This is a genomic window from Micrococcaceae bacterium Sec5.8 (genome assembly GCA_039636775.1).
Lineage (GTDB): Bacteria > Actinomycetota > Actinomycetes > Actinomycetales > Micrococcaceae > Arthrobacter.
This window is the reverse complement of the sequence record CP143429.1, coordinates 1,968,723-1,985,079: the sequence shown is the minus strand read 5'-3', so window position 1 is coordinate 1,985,079 and position 16,357 is coordinate 1,968,723. Positions and strand designations below refer to the sequence as shown.

General features: G+C 66.7%; 15 protein-coding genes. 5 read left to right on the top strand and 10 right to left on the bottom strand.

Going from position 1 to position 16,357, the window contains the following annotated elements:
• The first annotated feature begins 53 nt into the window (after positions 1–53).
• Genes tal through pgl form a run of 5 tightly spaced genes read left to right on the top strand, consistent with a single transcriptional unit; the run spans position 54 to position 6,135 of the window.
• A complete protein-coding gene (gene tal / locus VUN84_09125; GenBank protein ID XAS62514.1) occupies positions 54–1,184 on the top strand; it encodes a transaldolase in 1,131 nt (376 codons plus the stop codon).
• 4 nt (positions 1,185–1,188) lie between these two features.
• On the top strand, positions 1,189–2,823 hold the full coding sequence (locus tag VUN84_09120; protein XAS62513.1) for a glucose-6-phosphate isomerase: 1,635 nt from the start codon (positions 1,189–1,191) through the stop codon (positions 2,821–2,823).
• Positions 2,824–2,838: 15 nt separating this feature from the next.
• A complete protein-coding gene (gene zwf, locus VUN84_09115) occupies positions 2,839–4,401 on the top strand; it encodes a glucose-6-phosphate dehydrogenase (protein XAS62512.1) in 1,563 nt (520 codons plus the stop codon).
• On the top strand, positions 4,398–5,339 hold the full coding sequence (locus VUN84_09110; protein ID XAS62511.1) for a glucose-6-phosphate dehydrogenase assembly protein OpcA: 942 nt from the start codon (positions 4,398–4,400) through the stop codon (positions 5,337–5,339). Before zwf ends, VUN84_09110 begins: the two co-directional genes overlap by 4 nt.
• Positions 5,329–6,135: a 6-phosphogluconolactonase gene (gene pgl, locus VUN84_09105; protein ID XAS62510.1), complete on the top strand. Its 807-nt coding sequence runs from the start codon at positions 5,329–5,331 to the stop codon at positions 6,133–6,135. Before VUN84_09110 ends, pgl begins: the two co-directional genes overlap by 11 nt.
• 23 nt (positions 6,136–6,158) lie before the next feature.
• On the opposite strand, the gene VUN84_09100 is transcribed toward pgl, so the two are convergent.
• The 10 genes from VUN84_09100 to uvrC form a co-directional block, all read right to left on the bottom strand.
• Positions 6,159–6,533 carry an RNA polymerase-binding protein RbpA gene (locus tag VUN84_09100; GenBank protein XAS62509.1) on the bottom strand — a complete coding sequence of 125 codons (375 nt, stop codon included), beginning with the start codon at positions 6,531–6,533 and terminating at the stop codon, positions 6,159–6,161.
• Between the two features lie 168 nt (positions 6,534–6,701).
• Complete coding sequence (secG, locus tag VUN84_09095) at positions 6,702–6,959, bottom strand: preprotein translocase subunit SecG (GenBank protein XAS62508.1); 258 nt, start codon at positions 6,957–6,959, stop codon at positions 6,702–6,704.
• A gap of 49 nt (positions 6,960–7,008) precedes the next feature.
• Positions 7,009–7,824, bottom strand: coding sequence for a triose-phosphate isomerase (gene tpiA / locus VUN84_09090; GenBank protein XAS62507.1), 816 nt, complete (start codon positions 7,822–7,824; stop codon positions 7,009–7,011).
• 83 nt (positions 7,825–7,907) lie between these two features.
• A complete protein-coding gene (locus VUN84_09085) occupies positions 7,908–9,134 on the bottom strand; it encodes a phosphoglycerate kinase (GenBank protein ID XAS62506.1) in 1,227 nt (408 codons plus the stop codon).
• 10 nt (positions 9,135–9,144) lie between these two features.
• On the bottom strand, positions 9,145–10,155 hold the full coding sequence (gene gap / locus VUN84_09080) for a type I glyceraldehyde-3-phosphate dehydrogenase (GenBank protein ID XAS62505.1): 1,011 nt from the start codon (positions 10,153–10,155) through the stop codon (positions 9,145–9,147).
• A gap of 280 nt (positions 10,156–10,435) precedes the next feature.
• Positions 10,436–11,059 carry a superoxide dismutase gene (locus VUN84_09075; protein ID XAS62504.1) on the bottom strand — a complete coding sequence of 208 codons (624 nt, stop codon included), beginning with the start codon at positions 11,057–11,059 and terminating at the stop codon, positions 10,436–10,438.
• Between the two features lie 172 nt (positions 11,060–11,231).
• Positions 11,232–12,212, bottom strand: coding sequence for a DNA-binding protein WhiA (gene whiA / locus VUN84_09070; GenBank protein XAS62503.1), 981 nt, complete (start codon positions 12,210–12,212; stop codon positions 11,232–11,234).
• Positions 12,213–12,221: 9 nt separating this feature from the next.
• Entirely contained in the window at positions 12,222–13,241 is a 1,020-nt protein-coding gene (gene yvcK, locus VUN84_09065) for a uridine diphosphate-N-acetylglucosamine-binding protein YvcK (protein XAS62502.1), read from the bottom strand.
• Positions 13,241–14,164, bottom strand: a complete 924-nt coding sequence (gene rapZ / locus VUN84_09060) for an RNase adapter RapZ (GenBank protein XAS62501.1) — start codon at positions 14,162–14,164, stop codon at positions 13,241–13,243. Before rapZ ends, yvcK begins: the two co-directional genes overlap by 1 nt.
• Positions 14,165–14,282: 118 nt before the next feature.
• Positions 14,283–16,307, bottom strand: a complete 2,025-nt coding sequence (gene uvrC / locus VUN84_09055; protein XAS62500.1) for an excinuclease ABC subunit UvrC — start codon at positions 16,305–16,307, stop codon at positions 14,283–14,285.
• Positions 16,308–16,357 lie beyond the last annotated feature (50 nt).

The window sequence follows — 16,357 nt, the reverse complement described above, 5'->3', positions numbered from 1 at the left end:
TTTGGGCCGCCGTCCCATTCCGTGGCGGCGGCCCCAGACTCCAGGAGTGACCTATGACCACCACCCCCAGCTCTACCCCCACGCAGCAGCTCTCCGATGCCGGCGTCTCCATCTGGCTCGATGACCTCTCCCGCGGACGCCTGGATACCGGCACCCTGCGCAAACTGATCGAAGAGAAGAACGTCGTCGGGGTCACCACCAACCCGAGCATCTTCCAGTCAGCCCTCGCGGTCGCCCACGACTACGACACCGTGATCGCCGCGCAGGCGGCCGCCGGCAACAGCGTCGAAGAGACTGTCTTCTCCATCACCACCACCGACGTCGCCGACGCCTGCGACCTCTTCGCCCCGGTGGCCGCCGCGACCAAGGGCGTGGACGGCCGGGTGTCGATCGAGGTGGACCCCCGCCTGGCCTGGGACGCGGCCGGCACCATTGCCGAGGCCAAGGCACTCTACGAACGCGTGAATAAGGACAACGTCCTGATCAAAATCCCGGCCACCCTGGAGGGCCTGGAGGCGATCACGGCCACCCTGGCCGCCGGCATCAGCGTCAACGTCACCCTGATCTTCTCGCTGGAGCGCTACCGGGCCGTCGTCAACGCCTTCCAGTCCGGTCTGGAGCAGGCCAAGGACAACGGCCACGACCTCGCTACGATCCACTCGGTGGCGTCGTTCTTCGTCTCCCGCGTTGACTCCGAAGTGGATAAGCGGCTCGACGCAATCGGCACCGACGAAGCCCGCGCCCTCAAGGGCAAAGCGGGCCTGGCAAATGCCCGGCTGGCCTACCAGGTCTACGAAGAGCTGTTCGCCACCGAACGCTGGGCCCTCCTGGCGGACGCGGGAGCCCTCCCGCAGCGTCCACTGTGGGCCTCCACCGGCGTCAAGGATCCGGCCTACCCGGACACCCTGTACGTCACGGAACTCGTCGCCCCCGGCGTCGTGAACACCATGCCGGAAAAGACACTCGACGCGACCTTCGACCACGGTACCGTTACGGGCAACACGATCAGCCGCGGCTACAACGACGCCAACGCCACGCTGAACGCGCTGGACGGCCTCGGAATCTCCTACAACGAAGTTGTCGCGTTGCTTGAGACCGAAGGACTCGACAAGTTCGTGGCAAGCTGGAAGGAACTGCTCGCCGACGTCGAGATTGCCCTCGCCGCTGCACGGAAGGACGCATAGTCCCATGACCACTCTCAGCTACGACGCCACGGGCGCCGCCCGCCTGGCCCACGACCAGCACTTGCCCGCCCTGCTCGAAGAAAAGGTCGCCACGCGGATCTTCGCGAAGGACGCCACCCTGTGGGGCCCCGACGCCGAGGCCGAGGCGTCCGTCCGGCTCGGCTGGGTTGAGGCAGCCACCGTCTCCCAGGCGCTGGTCGCGGACATCCTGGCCCTGCGGGACGCCTTGCGCGCCGAGGGCGTCAGCCGGATCGTGCTGTGCGGCATGGGCGGTTCCTCGCTGGCCCCCGAAGTCATCGCCGGAACCGCGGGCGTCGAGCTGGCAGTGCTGGACAGCACCGACCCGGAACAGGTTGCCGCTGCCCTCGCAGACCGGTTGGCCGAAACCGCGATCGTCGTGTCCTCCAAGTCCGGTTCCACGCTGGAAACGGATTCCCAGCGCCGCATCTTTGAGCACGCGTTTACCGAGGCGGGACTGGACGCGAAGAGCCGCATCGTGATCGTCACCGATCCGGGTTCGCCCTTGGACAAAGCCTCCCGTGAGGCGGGTTACCGGGCTGTTTTCAACGCGGACCCCAACGTCGGCGGCCGGTACTCGGCGCTCACCGCGTTCGGAATGGTTCCCTGCGGCCTCGCCGGTGTGGACATCCAGGCGTTTCTTGACGAAGCGGAGGAGGCCGCCGAGGTTCTCAACGAGGACGGCGCGGAAAACATCGGCCTCGCCCTCGGCGCCGCGCTGGGCGGCACCAGCCCGCTGCGCAACAAGGTGGTCATCGCCGAGGACGGCTCCGGTATCAAAGGCTTTGCGGACTGGGCCGAACAGCTCATCGCCGAATCCACCGGCAAGCTCGGCACCGGGGTGCTGCCGGTGGTCGCCGGCCCGCGCTCCCCCGAAGCCACCCTCGGCGCACCGGACGTCCTTGTGGTCCGTCTCGTCGCGGCGGACGCCGACGTCGAACTCGGTGAGAATGAGGTCGCCATCGCCGGGGGCCTGCCCACCCAGATGATGACGTGGGAGTTCGCCACGGCGGTGGCCGGGCGCCTCCTCGGGATCAATCCCTATGACCAGCCGGATGTCGAGGCCGCCAAGGTGGCGGCGCGCGGTCTGCTGGATGCGCAGCCCGAACCGACGCCGGCGGCCTTCACCGACGGTGCCATCGAAGTCCGCGGTGGAGACTGGCTCGGCGGAGCAAGCACCGCGGCTGATGCCGTCAGCGCGCTCCTCGGCGAGCTGGGCCCGGAAGACTACCTCAGCGTGCAGGCCTACTTCGACCGTCTGGCCTACGCGCCGCTGGAGGGCGTCCGTGACGAACTGGCAGCCCTCAGCGGCCGTCCGGTGACGTTCGGCTGGGGCCCGCGGTTCCTGCACTCCACCGGCCAGTTCCATAAAGGCGGCCCGGCGATTGGCGTTTTTCTGCAGGTCACTGCCGCTGCCGCCACCGACCTGGCGATCCCTGACCGCCCCTTCACCTTCGGGGAGCTGATCTCAGCCCAGGCCGCCGGAGACGCCCAGGTGCTTTCCGACCACGGCCGGCCGGTTCTCCGGCTGCACCTCACGGACCGCGGGGCTGGTGTCCGCCAGTTCCAGGAACTCGTCTCCACGCTGGCCGGCCACGCCGCACCTTCCACCGAAAGCTAAGGCACCCACGTCACCATGCCAGAAAAATACAACGGCAGCCGTCCTTCCTCGGGGCCGGGGCGCAATCCGCTCCGCGATCCGCGCGACAGGCGCCTGAACCGTATTGCAGGACCGTCGTCGCTGGTCCTGTTTGGGGTCACAGGGGACCTGGCCCGGAAGAAACTCATGCCGGCCGTGTACGACCTCGCCAACCGGGGGCTGCTTCCACCGAGCTTCGCCCTCGTTGGCTTCGCCAGGCGGAACTGGGAAAACGAGGACTTCGCCGCGGAGGTGAAGGCGGCGGTCAAAGCCTACGCCCGCACCCCGTTCGACGAGACGGTCTGGACGCAGCTCTCCAAAGGCATCCGGTTCGTGCAGGGCGAGTTTGACGACGACGACGCCTTCAAGCGGTTGAGCGAAACCATCGACGAACTGGACGAACAGCGCGGCACTCGCGGCAACCACGCGTTTTACCTGTCCATCCCTCCGAACGCTTTCGAAATCGTCTGCCGGCAGCTGTCCAAGCACGGACTGGCCCAGGCCGAGGGTAACAAGTGGCGGCGCGTGGTCATCGAGAAGCCTTTTGGCCACAACCTTGAATCGGCACGCCAGCTCAACGACATCGTGGAGTCGGTCTTTCCACCGGACGCGGTCTTCCGGATCGACCACTACCTGGGGAAAGAGACAGTGCAGAACATTCTGGCGCTGCGCTTCGCGAACCAGCTCTTCGAGCCGCTCTGGAACGCCAACTACGTGGACCACGTCCAGATCACCATGGCCGAGGACATCGGAACCGGCGGCCGGGCAGGTTACTACGACGGCGTGGGTGCAGCCCGCGACGTCATCCAGAACCACCTGCTGCAGCTTCTGGCACTGACCGCCATGGAAGAGCCGATTTCTTTCAACGCCGACGACCTCCGCGCCGAGAAGGAAAAGGTCCTCGCGGCCGTCCGGCTCCCCGAGGACCTCTCCACGCATTCGGCCCGCGGGCAGTTCACCGGCGGCTGGCAGGGTGGCGAGCAGGTGGCAGGGTACCTGGAGGAGGACGGCATTCCAGCCGACTCCAAAACGGAAACGTTTGCCGCCATCCGGGTCGACATCAACACCCGGCGCTGGGCCGGCGTGCCGTTCTACCTGCGCGCCGGCAAGCGCCTGGGCCGCCGGGTGACCGAGATCGCCGTCGTGCTCAAGCGCGCGCCGAACCTGCTCTTCACCGACCACGGCGAGGACGATTTCGGCCAGAACGCCGTCGTCATCCGGGTCCAGCCGGACGAAGGTGCTACCATCCGCTTCGGATCCAAGGTTCCGGGCACGCAGATGGAAGTCCGCGACGTCACCATGGACTTCGGGTACGGCCACTCGTTCACGGAGTCCAGCCCGGAGGCGTACGAACGGCTCATTCTCGACGTGCTTCTTGGCGAGCCCCCGCTCTTCCCCCGACACGCTGAAGTTGAGCTGTCCTGGAAGATTCTGGATCCTTTCGAGGAATACTGGGCGTCCCTGGCGCAACAGCCCGAACCCTATGCACCCGGCAGCTGGGGACCTGCCTCCGCCCACGAACTTCTTGCCCGCGACGGACGAACCTGGAGAAGGCCATGATTGTAGATCTTCCCGACACCACCACCTCCAAGGTCTCCAAGAAGATCATGGCCCTGCGCGAGCAGGGCGGTGTGATCGCGCTCGGCAGGGTGCTCACCCTCGTGGTCGTGACCAAGTCCGGGTTGGAAGAGGAAGCCATCGAAGCCGCCAACGAGGCCAGCCGGGAGCATCCCTGCCGGATTATCGTCCTCGCCGACGCCGGAGCCGAGGCGCCGACCCGCCTCGACGCACAGATCCGGGTGGGTGGCGACGCCGGTGCCTCCGAGGTCATCGTGCTGCGCGGTTACGGGGAACTCGCAGAGGAAAGCGAATCACTGGTCGCCGCCCTGCTGCTGCCTGATGCGCCGATCGTGGCCTGGTGGCCGCACGGGGCTCCGAGGAACGCCTGCCAGACCTCCATCGGCGGGATCGCGCACCGCCGGATCACGGACTCGGGCAACGAGGCGGATCCGCAGCGCGCGCTGGAGAACATCCGCCGCACCTACAAGGCCGGCGACACAGACCTTGCCTGGACCCGCTTGACCAACTGGCGGATCCAGCTGGCCGCGGTCCTGGACCAGGTGGACAGCTCCCCGGTGACGGCCGTCGCCGTCGAGGGTGCCTCCGATTCGCCGAGCACCATCCTGCTCGCGGCGTGGCTTACGCTGGCGCTGGACGCGCCGGTGACAATCGTCGCGGATCCGGCCGGCACCGGCATTCGCCGGGTGCGGCTCACCCGGACCGGCGGCGACGTGCAGCTGTTCCGGCCGGGCCTGACGGTGGCAGAGCTGAGCCAGCCGGGCCAGCCGGTGCAGCGCATCTCGCTGCCGCGCCGCAGCCTCAAGGACTGCCTCGCGGAGGAGTTGCGGCGCCTGGACCCGGACGAAGTGTTCGGTGAAGTGATTACTATTGGACTGCCACGTACCAATCTAAGGAGTGTCCGTCCCAGTGAGCGCTGAGCCCAGAGTAAGCATCCATCCCGACTCGACAGTCCTTATGGCCGCCATCGCAGCCCGCCTGATCACCAAGCTGGTGGACATCCAGGACAAACACGGCGAGGCGACTGTGGTTCTTACCGGCGGGTCGATGGGCATCGGTTCGTTGAAGGCCGTGGCCGAATCCCCGGCGGCCCCCGCCGTCGACTGGTCCAAGGTCAACTTCTGGTGGGGTGACGAACGCTTCGTCGCGCCTGATGACGGCGAACGCAACGCAGGCCAGGCCCACGAGGCACTCCTGGCGCACATCAACGCGGACCCTGCCCGGATCCACGTGCCCGGATCCACTGCGGACTTCGACTCTGCGGAGCAGGCTGCCGCGGACTACGCCCGGCGGCTGGCCGGGGCCGCAGCCGCCGAACACGCTGCGGACATGTCCGATGACCGGCCGGAACAGCCGGCTGCACTCCCCCGCTTCGACATCGTCCTCCTCGGCGTGGGGCCGGATGCGCACATCGCGTCGCTGTTTCCGGAACAGGCCGGCATCCGGGAGAAGGAACTCACCGTGGTCGGGGTCCGCAACTCCCCCAAGCCGCCGCCGCTGCGGGTGTCCCTGACCCTGCCTGCGATCAACACCGCGTCCGAAGTCTGGATGGTGGTGGCGGGCGAGGACAAGGCCGGGGCCGTCGGCCTGGCCCTGGCCGGCGCCAACCCGGTGCAGGTCCCGGCTGCGGGCCCGCGCGGCCGCAACGAAACGCTGTGGCTGATCGACGAGAACGCGGCCGCACGGGTTCCGGCCCAGCTGGTCCGGAAGAGCTAGCGCCTGCCGGGTGGTCCGCGCTGCTATCCCCCCGGGAGGCCGCGGCGGGCGCGAAGTCGCTCAAGCGCTCCGGCCAGGACGTCGTCGGCGTCCTGGCTGGAGCGCCGCTCTTTAACGTATTCCAGGTGGCTCTTGAAGCCGTCTGCCGGAAAGTCCTCTAACGCGAACTGGGCTTCGTCGCGGGTGGCCGTTCCACCGCAACGGCGGCAGTCCCAGACCCCGGGGATCAGTTCGTCCGGCAATTGAGCGAAGATCAGCGGAGTCTCGTGGCTTTTGGCGCAGCGGTAGATCACCTGGATGCGGGGGGTGCGGATGCCGTCGGGCGGCTCGTGCCGCGGGGAAGCCCCCTCGGTGGCTCCTACACGGATACCCCGAAAACCGGGGGCAGAATGCAGCATCGGGAACTCCTGGCTACTCGGCGGACATGTTACGCGTGCAATCAGCCACGCGGGCAATGCCACAGTGTAAATCTGGAGTTCCCGATGCGGGGAGGGCCACAGGACCCTAGATGAAGTTTTTAACCCTGTGCCTTCGCAGGCAGTCTTCCAGGGTCTACAGTCCCGGTGCTAGGAGTCGCCGCCTCCGGTGAATCGCATGAGCAGGCCCAGCCCGATAATCACGACACCCCAGGTGACGCCGAGGATAACCGTGAAGCGGTTCAGGTTCCTTTCGGCCACGCCGGAGGAGCTGAGGCCCGATGTCATACCGCCACCGAACATATCCGAGAGGCCTCCGCCGCGGCCTTTGTGGAGCAGGATGAGCAGGGTCAGCAAAAGACTGGTGATGCCCAGGAGGACCTGCAGGATGACATGAAGAACGTCCACGACGGCCTTTCAGAAGAGGTAAATTGCGGGGGCCACGACGGTGTCCGAACTAATCGGTCAACAGGTGACTCTCGAACCTGACAATGTTAGCAAACTCGGCGGCATCAAGGCTGGCGCCACCCACGAGCAATCCGTCCACGTCGCGTTCCTTGAGAATCGACGCGGCGTTGTTCGCCTTCACAGAACCGCCATAGAGGAGCCGGGTCTTGTTGGCGACGTCCCCTCCGAACAGCGTGGCGAGCTCGGCACGGATGGCAGCGCACATTTCCTGAGCGTCCCCGGGACCGGCGACTTCACCCGTTCCGATCGCCCAGACCGGCTCGTAGGCGACGACGAGCTCCGCTGCCTGCTCCGCGGTGAGGCCTTCGACGCCGGCGCGGAGCTGCGCCAGCGTGTGATCAACATGGGTTCCGGCCTGCCGGATTTCCAGGCCCTCGCCGACGCACAGTACCGGGGTGACGCCGTGCTTGAACGCCGCCTTGGTTTTGGCGTTGAGGACGTCATCCGCCTCGTGGTGGATGGTGCGGCGTTCGCTGTGGCCGACCAGGACGTAGCTGCAGCCCAGCTTGGCGAGGAACTGGCCGGAGATGTCACCGGTGTAAGCGCCGGAGTCCGCCGGGGAGAGATCCTGTCCGCCGTAGACAACGTTGAGCTCATCGCCCTGAACCAGGGTCTGGACGCCGCGGAGATCGGTGAACGGCGGGAAAACGGCCACCTCCACCCGGGTGTAATCGTGCTTGGCATCGGACAGAGTCCAGGCCAGTTTCTGCAGGAGAGTGATGCCCTGGACATGGTCCATGTTCATCTTCCAGTTGCCGGCAATGAAGGGCCTGCGGTCGAAGGTGCCGTTGGTTGACGTAGTCACGTGGTCTCCAAAAAGTTGGTAGCAGTGAAAAAAGCCGGCAGGGCGCCCCGTCCGGGGACAGGGTGCCCTGCCGGCTGGACGGGTTAGCGGTCCAGGACGCTGAGGCCCGGGAGTTCCTTGCCTTCGAGGTACTCCAGGCTGGCGCCGCCGCCGGTGGAAATGTGCCCGAACTGGTCATCGGCGAAGCCGAGGGTCCGGACCGCAGCGGCGGAGTCGCCGCCGCCGACGACGGTGAAGGCGTCCGTTCCGGTCAAGGCCTCAGCGACGGCGCGGGTGCCGGCAGCGAACGCCGGGAACTCAAACACGCCCATGGGACCGTTCCAGAACACCGTCTTCGCGTCCTTGATCCGCTCCGCAAACGCGGCCGCCGATTCCGGTCCGATGTCCAGACCGATACCGGAGGCACCGAAGCCGGACTCTTCAATCGCGTCGGCGCGCACCGTTTCGTGGTCGGCGTCGGCAGCGAACTTGCCGGCGACCACGACGTCGGTGGGAACCACGAATTCGGTGCCGGCGTCCGCCGCGCGTTTGAGGTAGTCCTGGACCACCGGGACCTGGTCCTCTTCGAGCAGGCTTCCACCGACTTTGTGGCCTGCAGCGGCAAGGAAGGTGAACAGCATGCCGCCGCCGACCAGGATGGTGTCTGCCTTGCCGATGAGGTTGCTGATCACAGCGAGCTTGTCCGAGACCTTGGAACCGCCCAGCACAACGACGTAGGGCCGCTGGGTGTCGGTGGTGAGCTTGCGCAGCACCTCAACTTCGGTGCGGACCAGATCGCCCTGGTAGGACGGCAGCCGGGTCGCGACGTCGTAGACGGACGCATGCTTGCGGTGCACCGCGCCGAAGGCGTCGTCCACGAAAGCTCCGCCGGAACCGGTGAGGGCCACGAGCTCGTCCGCGAAGGCACCCCGTTCGGCGTCGTCTTTGGACGTTTCCCGCGCGTCGAAGCGCACGTTCTCCAGGACAAGGGCCTCGCCGTCCTGCAACGCCTCAGCTGCAGCCTTCGCGGCGTCTCCGACGGTGTCCCCCGCAAGGGACACCTTGAACGGGGCCAGCCCGGCCAGCCGGGCGACGGCGGGCTTGAGCGAGTATTTGTCCTCGGGCGCACCCTTGGGGCGGCCGAGGTGGGCTGTGACCAGCACGCGGGCGCCGGCGTCCGTGAGCTTCGCCAGCACTGGGAGGGAGGCCTTGATCCGGCCGTCATCAGTCACTGTAGAGCCGTCGAGCGGCACGTTCAGGTCACTTCGCACCAGAACGTACCGCCCGCGGACACCATCAGCGATTAATTCGTCGAGGGTGTGGAATGTCATGAGTCTTACCCTAGCCCAGCTTGGCTGCGACGAGCTCCGTGAGATCCACCAGGCGGTTGGAGTAGCCCCACTCGTTGTCGTACCAGGAAACGACCTTGACCTGGTTGCCGATCACCTTGGTCAGGCCGGAGTCGAAGATGGAGGATGCCGGGTCCCCGACGATGTCCGAGGAGACAATCGGCTCGTCCGTGTAGGTCAGCAGGCCCTTGAGTTCAGGGGTTTCGGACGCGGCCTTGAGGGCGGCGTTGACTTCCTCGACGGTGGTTTCGCGGGAGACGACGACCGTCAGGTCCGTGGCGGAGCCGGTGGGCACGGGTACGCGGATGGCGTAGCCATCGAGCTTGCCCTTGAGCGCCGGCAGGACCAGGCCAATCGCCTTGGCTGCACCCGTGGAGGTGGGGACCATGTTGATGGCAGCGGCCCGGGCGCGCCGGAGGTCCTTGTGCGGACCGTCCTGCAGGTTCTGGTCCGCGGTGTAGGCGTGGATCGTCGTCATCAGGCCGCGCTCGATGCCGAAGGAGTCGTTGATGACCTTGGCCAGCGGGCCGAGGCAGTTGGTGGTGCATGAGGCGTTGGAGATGATGTGGTGCGCCGCCGGATCGTAGAGACCCTCGTTGACGCCCATCACGATGGTGATGTCCTCGTCCGACGCGGGGGCGGAGATCAGGACCTTCTTGGCACCGGCGTCGATGTGCTTCTGCGCATCGGCGGCCTTGGTGAAGAAGCCGGTGGATTCGATTACGACGTCGACGCCGAGCTCACCCCAGGGAAGGTTGGCGGGGTCCCGTTCGGCCAGGACCTTTACGGTCTTGCCGTCGACGACGATGTTGCCGTCCTTGACCTCGATGGATTCGGCCAGGCGCCCGCCGACGGAGTCGTACTTGAAGAGGTGGGCGAGTGCTTCCGGGCTGGTGAGATCGTTGACTGCAACGATCTCGAGATCCGCCCCCTGGGCGAGTGCGGCGCGGAAGTAGTTGCGGCCAATACGGCCGAAGCCGTTAATACCAATACGGGTGGTCACGTTTTCAGTCTCCTTGGTGCTCTTGCAAGCACGACTAGTTGAGAAGGCGCTCAAGCCAACTAACAGATCCCGCACGCCATTGGGCAGAGATGATTACAGATCGGAGGGCGACCAGCCACATTGCTGAAGGCTAGCCGCCTTCCGTGATCCATCTTACGTTTAACTTGGTCCGCCCCCGCAAGTGCGGGGGCGGACCGTCCACGATTCGGGCTGAACGGCCCGTACGGTGAACTTTGCTACGGGTGCGTGGACTTCGCCACGCAGAAGTGCCCCGGCTCTGCTAGAGGGTGATCAGCCCTGTGGCGCTGGTGCGCGCGGCGTTGAAGCGCTTGGCGACGTCGGCCCAGTTCACGATGTTCCAGAACGCTTTCACGTAATCCGCCTTGACGTTCACGTAATCCAGGTAGAAAGCGTGCTCCCACATGTCCAGCATCAGCAGCGGGGTGGTGCCCAGTGCGACGTTGCCCTGCTGGTCATACAGCTGCTCGATCACCAGGTTGCCGCCGATCGGCTCGTAGGCGAGGAAGCCCCAGCCGGAGCCCTGCAGGCCCATGGCCGCGGCCGTGAACTGGGCCCGGAAAGCATCGAAGGAACCAAACGCGTCGTCGATCGCAGCCGCAAGCTCACCCTCAGGCTTGTCGCCGCCGTCCGGGGAAAGGTTCTTCCAGAACACGTAGTGGTTCACGTGGCCGCCGGTGTGGAACGCGAGGTCCTTGGAAAGGCGGTTAATGTTGGCGAAGTCACCCTTGTCGCGGGCCTCGGCCAGCTGGCTGAGAGCGTTGTTGGCCCCGGCCACGTAAGCGGCATGGTGCTTGCTGTGGTGCAGTTCCATGATTCTCGCGGAGATGTGGGGCTCCAGCGCGGCGTAGTCGTAGTCCAGTTCGGGCAGTACGTACTCGGTCACAAAATCCTCCAATGTCGTGGACTGGTTGTCCGTTTGGTAACTCTCGGATTGTGCATCCGGATGGTTTGGCACCCGGAAATTCCTGGATTGGCATCCACTGGGCATAGCCTCCGGTCCCCCCGAGGTATTCCCACCGGCCCGATCCGATTCTGCAGGGGCTGAGCCGGCGGGTCTACTCGTCCAACATTTCCGGCGTCACGTTGGCTTCCGTGCCGGGAATGCCGAGGTCCTGGGCGCGTTTGTCCGCCATGGCCAGCAACCGGCGGATCCGGCCCGCAATGGCGTCCTTGGTCATGACCGGGTCCGCAAGGCGGCCGAGCTCGTCCAGGCTGGCCTGCTTGTGGGCCACCCGCAATTCGCCGGCGTACTTCAGATGGTCCGGCACGTCATCACCGAGAATTTCCAGGGCGCGGTCCACCCGGGCGCCGGCGGCTACCGCTGCCTGCGCCGATCGGCGGAGGTTGGCGTCGTCGAAGTTGGCCAGCCGGTTGGCGGTGGCACGGACCTCTTTGCGCATCCGCCGTTCCTCCCAGACCATGAGCGCGTCATGGGCGCCCATCCGGGTCAGGAGCGCCGCGATCGTGTCGCCGTCGCGGATGACCACACGGTCCACTCCCCTGACCTCGCGGGCCTTGGCCTGGATGCCGAGCCGGCGGGCCGCGCCGACAAGCGCCAGGGCGGACTCCGGGCCCGGGCAGGTGACCTCCATGGCCGAGGACCGGCCGGGTTCCGTGAGGGATCCGTGAGCCAGGAAGGCGCCGCGCCAGACGGCCTCGGCGTCGGCGGCGGAACCGTTCACCACTACGGAGGGCAGCCCGCGCACCGGGCGGCCCCGGGCGTCCAGCAGGCCGGTCTGGCGGGCGAGGGCTTCGCCGTCGCGCACCACCCGGACCACGTAGCGGCTGCCGCGGCGCAGTCCGCCGCCGGATACAACGATAATTTCGCTCTGGTGCCCGTAGACCTCTGCGATGGCGGCGCGCAGCCGCCGCGCGGTGGAGGCGAGGTCAACTTCGGCCTCGATCACGATCCGGCCCGAAATGATGTGCAGGCCACCGGCGAAACGGAGCATGGCGGACACTTCAGCCTTGCGGACCGAAGATTTCTTAATATCCAGCCGGGAAAGTTCTTCCTTGACTGATGCTGTCAGTGCCATGGCACCTTCCTACCTGTTCCCGAAAATGTCGTGGTACGCCGTTGCCAGACGCAGTGGGTCGTGGACCGGCCGGCGGCTCGACGCCCCCACTTTACCCAACACCACCTCGGCGCCGAGCATCCCGGCCGCCTGTTCGAAGTCTGCGACGTCGGCGACGGACGCCGGGTCGGCCAGCACAACGTCGACCGTAAAGTCCGGCGCGTACTCCCGGAGGACCCGCAAATGGTCCCCCGCGGACATGCCGGATGTCTCCTTCGTGTCCATGGCCAGGTTCATCGTGAGGCACCGGCGGGCGGCCGTGCTGCAGAGCGCCTCACGCATTTCCGGGAGCAGCAGGTGCGGCAGGACGGAGGTGTACAAGGAGCCCGGGCCGAGGATCACCCAGTCCGCGAGCTCGATGGCGGTGAGCGCCTCAATGCAGGCCGGAGCGTTCTCCGGCAGCAGCCGGACGCGTTCGAGGGTTCCGGCGACGGCGCACTTTGCCTGGCCGGTCAGGGTCTGCAGCACCGCGGTGCCGTCCGGAGCGGGGACCCGGACCTGGCCTTCGATGGTCAGCGGGATGCTGGACATCGGCAGGACGTCGCCGCGGGCACCGAGCAGCGCACCGGCCCATTTGAGGCCCGCCACGGTGTCGCCCAGAAGCTCCCAGAGTGTCACGATCAGCAGGTTGCCCATGGCGTGCTCGTCGAGGGAACCGCCGCGGCCTTTGCCGGGCGCGAACCGGTGCTGCATCACGTCCCGCCAGGTGCGGCCCCAGTCGGTGTCGTCGCAGAGCGCGGAAAGAGCCATCCGAAGGTCACCGGGGGGCAGCACCCCGTACTCTTCGCGCAGCCGTCCCGAGGAGCCGCCGTCGTCCGCGACCGTGACGACGGCAGTCAGCTCCGATGTGAGCAGGCGCAGCGCTGACAGGGAGGCCGAAAGGCCGTGGCCGCCGCCGAGCGCGACGACGGAGGGTCCCTTGTCCTGCTGGCTGGACAAGGCAGCACTGGCGGGTGGGACGAGAGGAAGCGGACCGGTGAGGAGCGCCATTATTCGCGGCCCAGATCCCGGTGGGTGGTGGTCACCGTGACACGCGGGTACTGCGCGAGCCGCCGCGAGAGTTCCACCGCAACAGCCACGGAGCGGTGCTTGCCGCCGGTGCACCCGACGGCGATGGTCGCGTAGTGCTTATTCTCCCGCCGGTAGCCGTCCAGGACGGGCTCGAGTGCCAGCACGTAGCGTTCCACGAAGTCACTGACGCCCTGCGCCTGGAGCACGTAGCTACTGACGTCGTCGTCGAGCCCGGTGTGCGGGCGGAGCGCCGGCACCCAGTGCGGGTTGGGGATGAAGCGGGCGTCGGCAACGAAGTTGGCGTCCACCGGCAGCCCGTACTTGAAGCCGAAACTCATGACGTTCAGGCGGAGGGCCACGGGACCCGTTTCGCTGAAAAGTTCGGTAATCGCCGTGGCGAGGCCGTGGACGTTCAGTGTGGAGGTATCCAGAACGATGTCGGCGGAGGTGCGCAGTTCGTGGAGCAGCTCGCGTTCGGCGGCGATGCCGTCCAGGATCCTGCCGCCGCCCTGCAGGGGGTGGGGGCGCCTGCCCTGTTCGAAGCGGCGCACCAGGACGTCGTCGTTGGCATCCAGGAACAGCACCCGGAATGCGACGCCGCTGGCTTCCAGGTTGCGCAGCGCGGTGCGGATGTCCACGAACAGTTCCTTGCTGCGGACATCCATCACGACGGCGAGCTTCGAGATGGACCCCGGTGCGTGGGACACGATTTCCGCCAGCGTGCCGAGCATCTGCGGGGGAAGGTTCTCCACGACGTACCAGCCGTGGTCCTCGAGGGCGTCCGCAGCTGTGCTCCGGCCGGCTCCCGACATGCCCGTCACTACGAGCAGTTCGGCCTCAACGGGTTTGACCGGCGTCATGCCGTCCGACTCCGTACCGGATCCTGCCGTCGACTCTGCCATCAGTGAAGCCCCGTTCTGCTGTGCTGTTGTGCTCTATCGCGGACAGGGAGGGGCCGCACCGAAGTGTTGCGCGGGCCATTTCCCAAGTCCTAACCCTAGCTAAGTTTGCTGGTGCTAGCTAAGTCTCCAGGATTTCGCCGGTGGTCATGTTGATGGCAGGCACCGTGGAAGCGTCGCCGCCGTCGGCGAAGTGCCGGACGATGGCGTCGGCCAGGGACGGGCCAATCCCCTTGGCACCGGTCAGTTCCTCGGCCGTGGCCGCCTTAATGCTTTTGACCGAACCGAACTGGGCGAGCAGCGCCTGGCGCTTGGAATCGCCGAGGCCGGGCACGCCGTCGAGCGCGGAGACTGTCATCGCCTTGCCGCGCTTTTGCCGGTGGAAGGAGATGGCGAAGCGGTGGGCCTCGTCGCGGATACGCTGCAGCAGGTACAGCCCGGCGGAGGCCCGGGGCAGGATCACCGGGAAGTCACTGTCCGGCAGCCAGACCTCCTCGAGCCGTTTGGCGAGGCCGACGACGTAGACGTCGGCGATGCCCAGTTCCGCCAGGGCCCGCGCTGCCGCGTTGACCTGCGGCTTGCCGCCATCGACCACGACGAGGTTGGGCGGGTAGGCGAACTTGGTCCGCGGCGCCGGGGTGGTGGTGTCCGCCACCGTGGCGGACGGTCCGGCGACGGCAGCGTCGGCCACGGCGTTGAGCATGGCCCGATGGCCCGGCTGCCCGGCGGCGTCGGCCTGGACCTCCTTCTCCTGAAGGTAGTTCCGGAAACGCCGGGTCAGCACGTCGTGCATGGCTGCGGTGTCGTCCGTTGCGGCGGCGCCGGTGACGGAGAACTTCCGGTAGTCGGACTTCCGTGGCAGCCCGTCCTCAACGACCACCATGGAACCGACCACGTTGGTGCCCTGGACGTGGGAGATGTCGAAGCATTCGATCCGCATCAGCGCGACCGGAATCTCGAGGGCTTCCTGCAGTTCCTGCAAGGCCTGGGACCGCATGGTCAGGTCCCCTGCCCGCCGGGACTTGTGGAGCCGCAGGGCGTGCTCGGCGTTGTCCCGGACGGTGGACAGCAACGCGGCCTTGTCGCCGCGCTGGGGTACACGGACCTCCACCCTGGCCCCGCGCAGGCCGCTGAGCCATTGCGCGAGTTCGCCGGCGTTGCTGGGCTCCTCCGGGACGAGGACTTCGCGGGGCAGCCTGCCCTGTAGGCCGGCTTCTTCGCCGTAGACCTGCTGCAGCAGGTGTTCCACGAGCTCGGGCGTGGTGGAGTCCTCCACTTTTTCGACCACCCAGCCGCGCTGCCCGCGGATGCGGCCGCCGCGGACGTGGAAGACCTGCACGGCGGCTTCGAGTTCATCCTCGTGCAAGGCGAAGACGTCGGCGTCGGTGCCCTCCGCCAGGACGACGGCGTTGCGTTCGAACACCTTTTTAAGCGCCACGATGTCATCGCGGATGCGTGCCGCCCGCTCGTAGTCCAATTCGGCGACGGCGGCGGCCATGTCTTTCTCCAGCCGGGTGACGAAGGGCTTTGCTTCGCCGCCCATGAAGGTGCAGAAGTCCTCGGCGAGGGCGCGGTGGTCCGCAGCGGAAATACGGCCGACGCACGGCGCGGCGCACTTGTCGATGTAGCCAAGCAGGCAGGGACGGCCGCTGGCCTCAGCGCGTTTCAGGACCCCGGCGCTGCAGCTGCGGACCGGGAAAACGCGCAGGAGGGTGTCCATGGTGTCCCGGATAGCCCCGGCGGTGTAGGGGCCGAAGTAGCGGGTGCCTTTGCGCCGGTCACCGCGGAGGACCTGGACGCGGGGGTACTTTTCCCCCATCGTGACGGCGAGGTAGGGGTAACTCTTGTCGTCCCGGAACATCACGTTGAACCGGGGTTTGAATTCCTTGATCCACGTGTATTCCAGTTGCAGCGATTCCAGTTCGCTGCCGACGACGGTCCACTCGACGCTGCTGGCGGTGTGGACCATGGCGTAGGTTTTGGCGAGCAGCCCGGCTGGATTCGCGAAGTAGGAGTTCAGCCGGGACCTGAGGTTTTTGGCTTTGCCGACGTAGATGACCCTGCCGTGCGGGTCGCGGAAGCGATAGACACCCGGATTGGTTGGTATTTCACCCGTCTGGGGTCGGTAACTTGCTGGATCTGCCACGGTTCAAGTCTACTGAGCCTGCGCCCGTGCCCTTGACGGTTCCGCCGCGG

Bases quoted from the DNA above. Each gene is read 5' to 3' on its own strand.
- tal (XAS62514.1), top strand. From the start codon at position 54: ATGACCACCACCCCCAGCTCTACCCCCACGCAGCAGCTCTCCGATGCC.
- VUN84_09120 (XAS62513.1), top strand. From the start codon at position 1,189: ATGACCACTCTCAGCTACGACGCCACGGGCGCCGCCCGCCTGGCCCAC.
- zwf (XAS62512.1), top strand. From the start codon at position 2,839: ATGCCAGAAAAATACAACGGCAGCCGTCCTTCCTCGGGGCCGGGGCGC.
- VUN84_09110 (XAS62511.1), top strand. From the start codon at position 4,398: ATGATTGTAGATCTTCCCGACACCACCACCTCCAAGGTCTCCAAGAAG.
- VUN84_09100 (XAS62509.1), bottom strand. From the start codon at position 6,533: ATGCTGCATTCTGCCCCCGGTTTTCGGGGTATCCGTGTAGGAGCCACC.
- VUN84_09085 (XAS62506.1), bottom strand. From the start codon at position 9,134: ATGACATTCCACACCCTCGACGAATTAATCGCTGATGGTGTCCGCGGG.
- whiA (XAS62503.1), bottom strand. From the start codon at position 12,212: ATGGCACTGACAGCATCAGTCAAGGAAGAACTTTCCCGGCTGGATATT.
- yvcK (XAS62502.1), bottom strand. From the start codon at position 13,241: ATGGCGCTCCTCACCGGTCCGCTTCCTCTCGTCCCACCCGCCAGTGCT.
- rapZ (XAS62501.1), bottom strand. From the start codon at position 14,164: ATGGCAGAGTCGACGGCAGGATCCGGTACGGAGTCGGACGGCATGACG.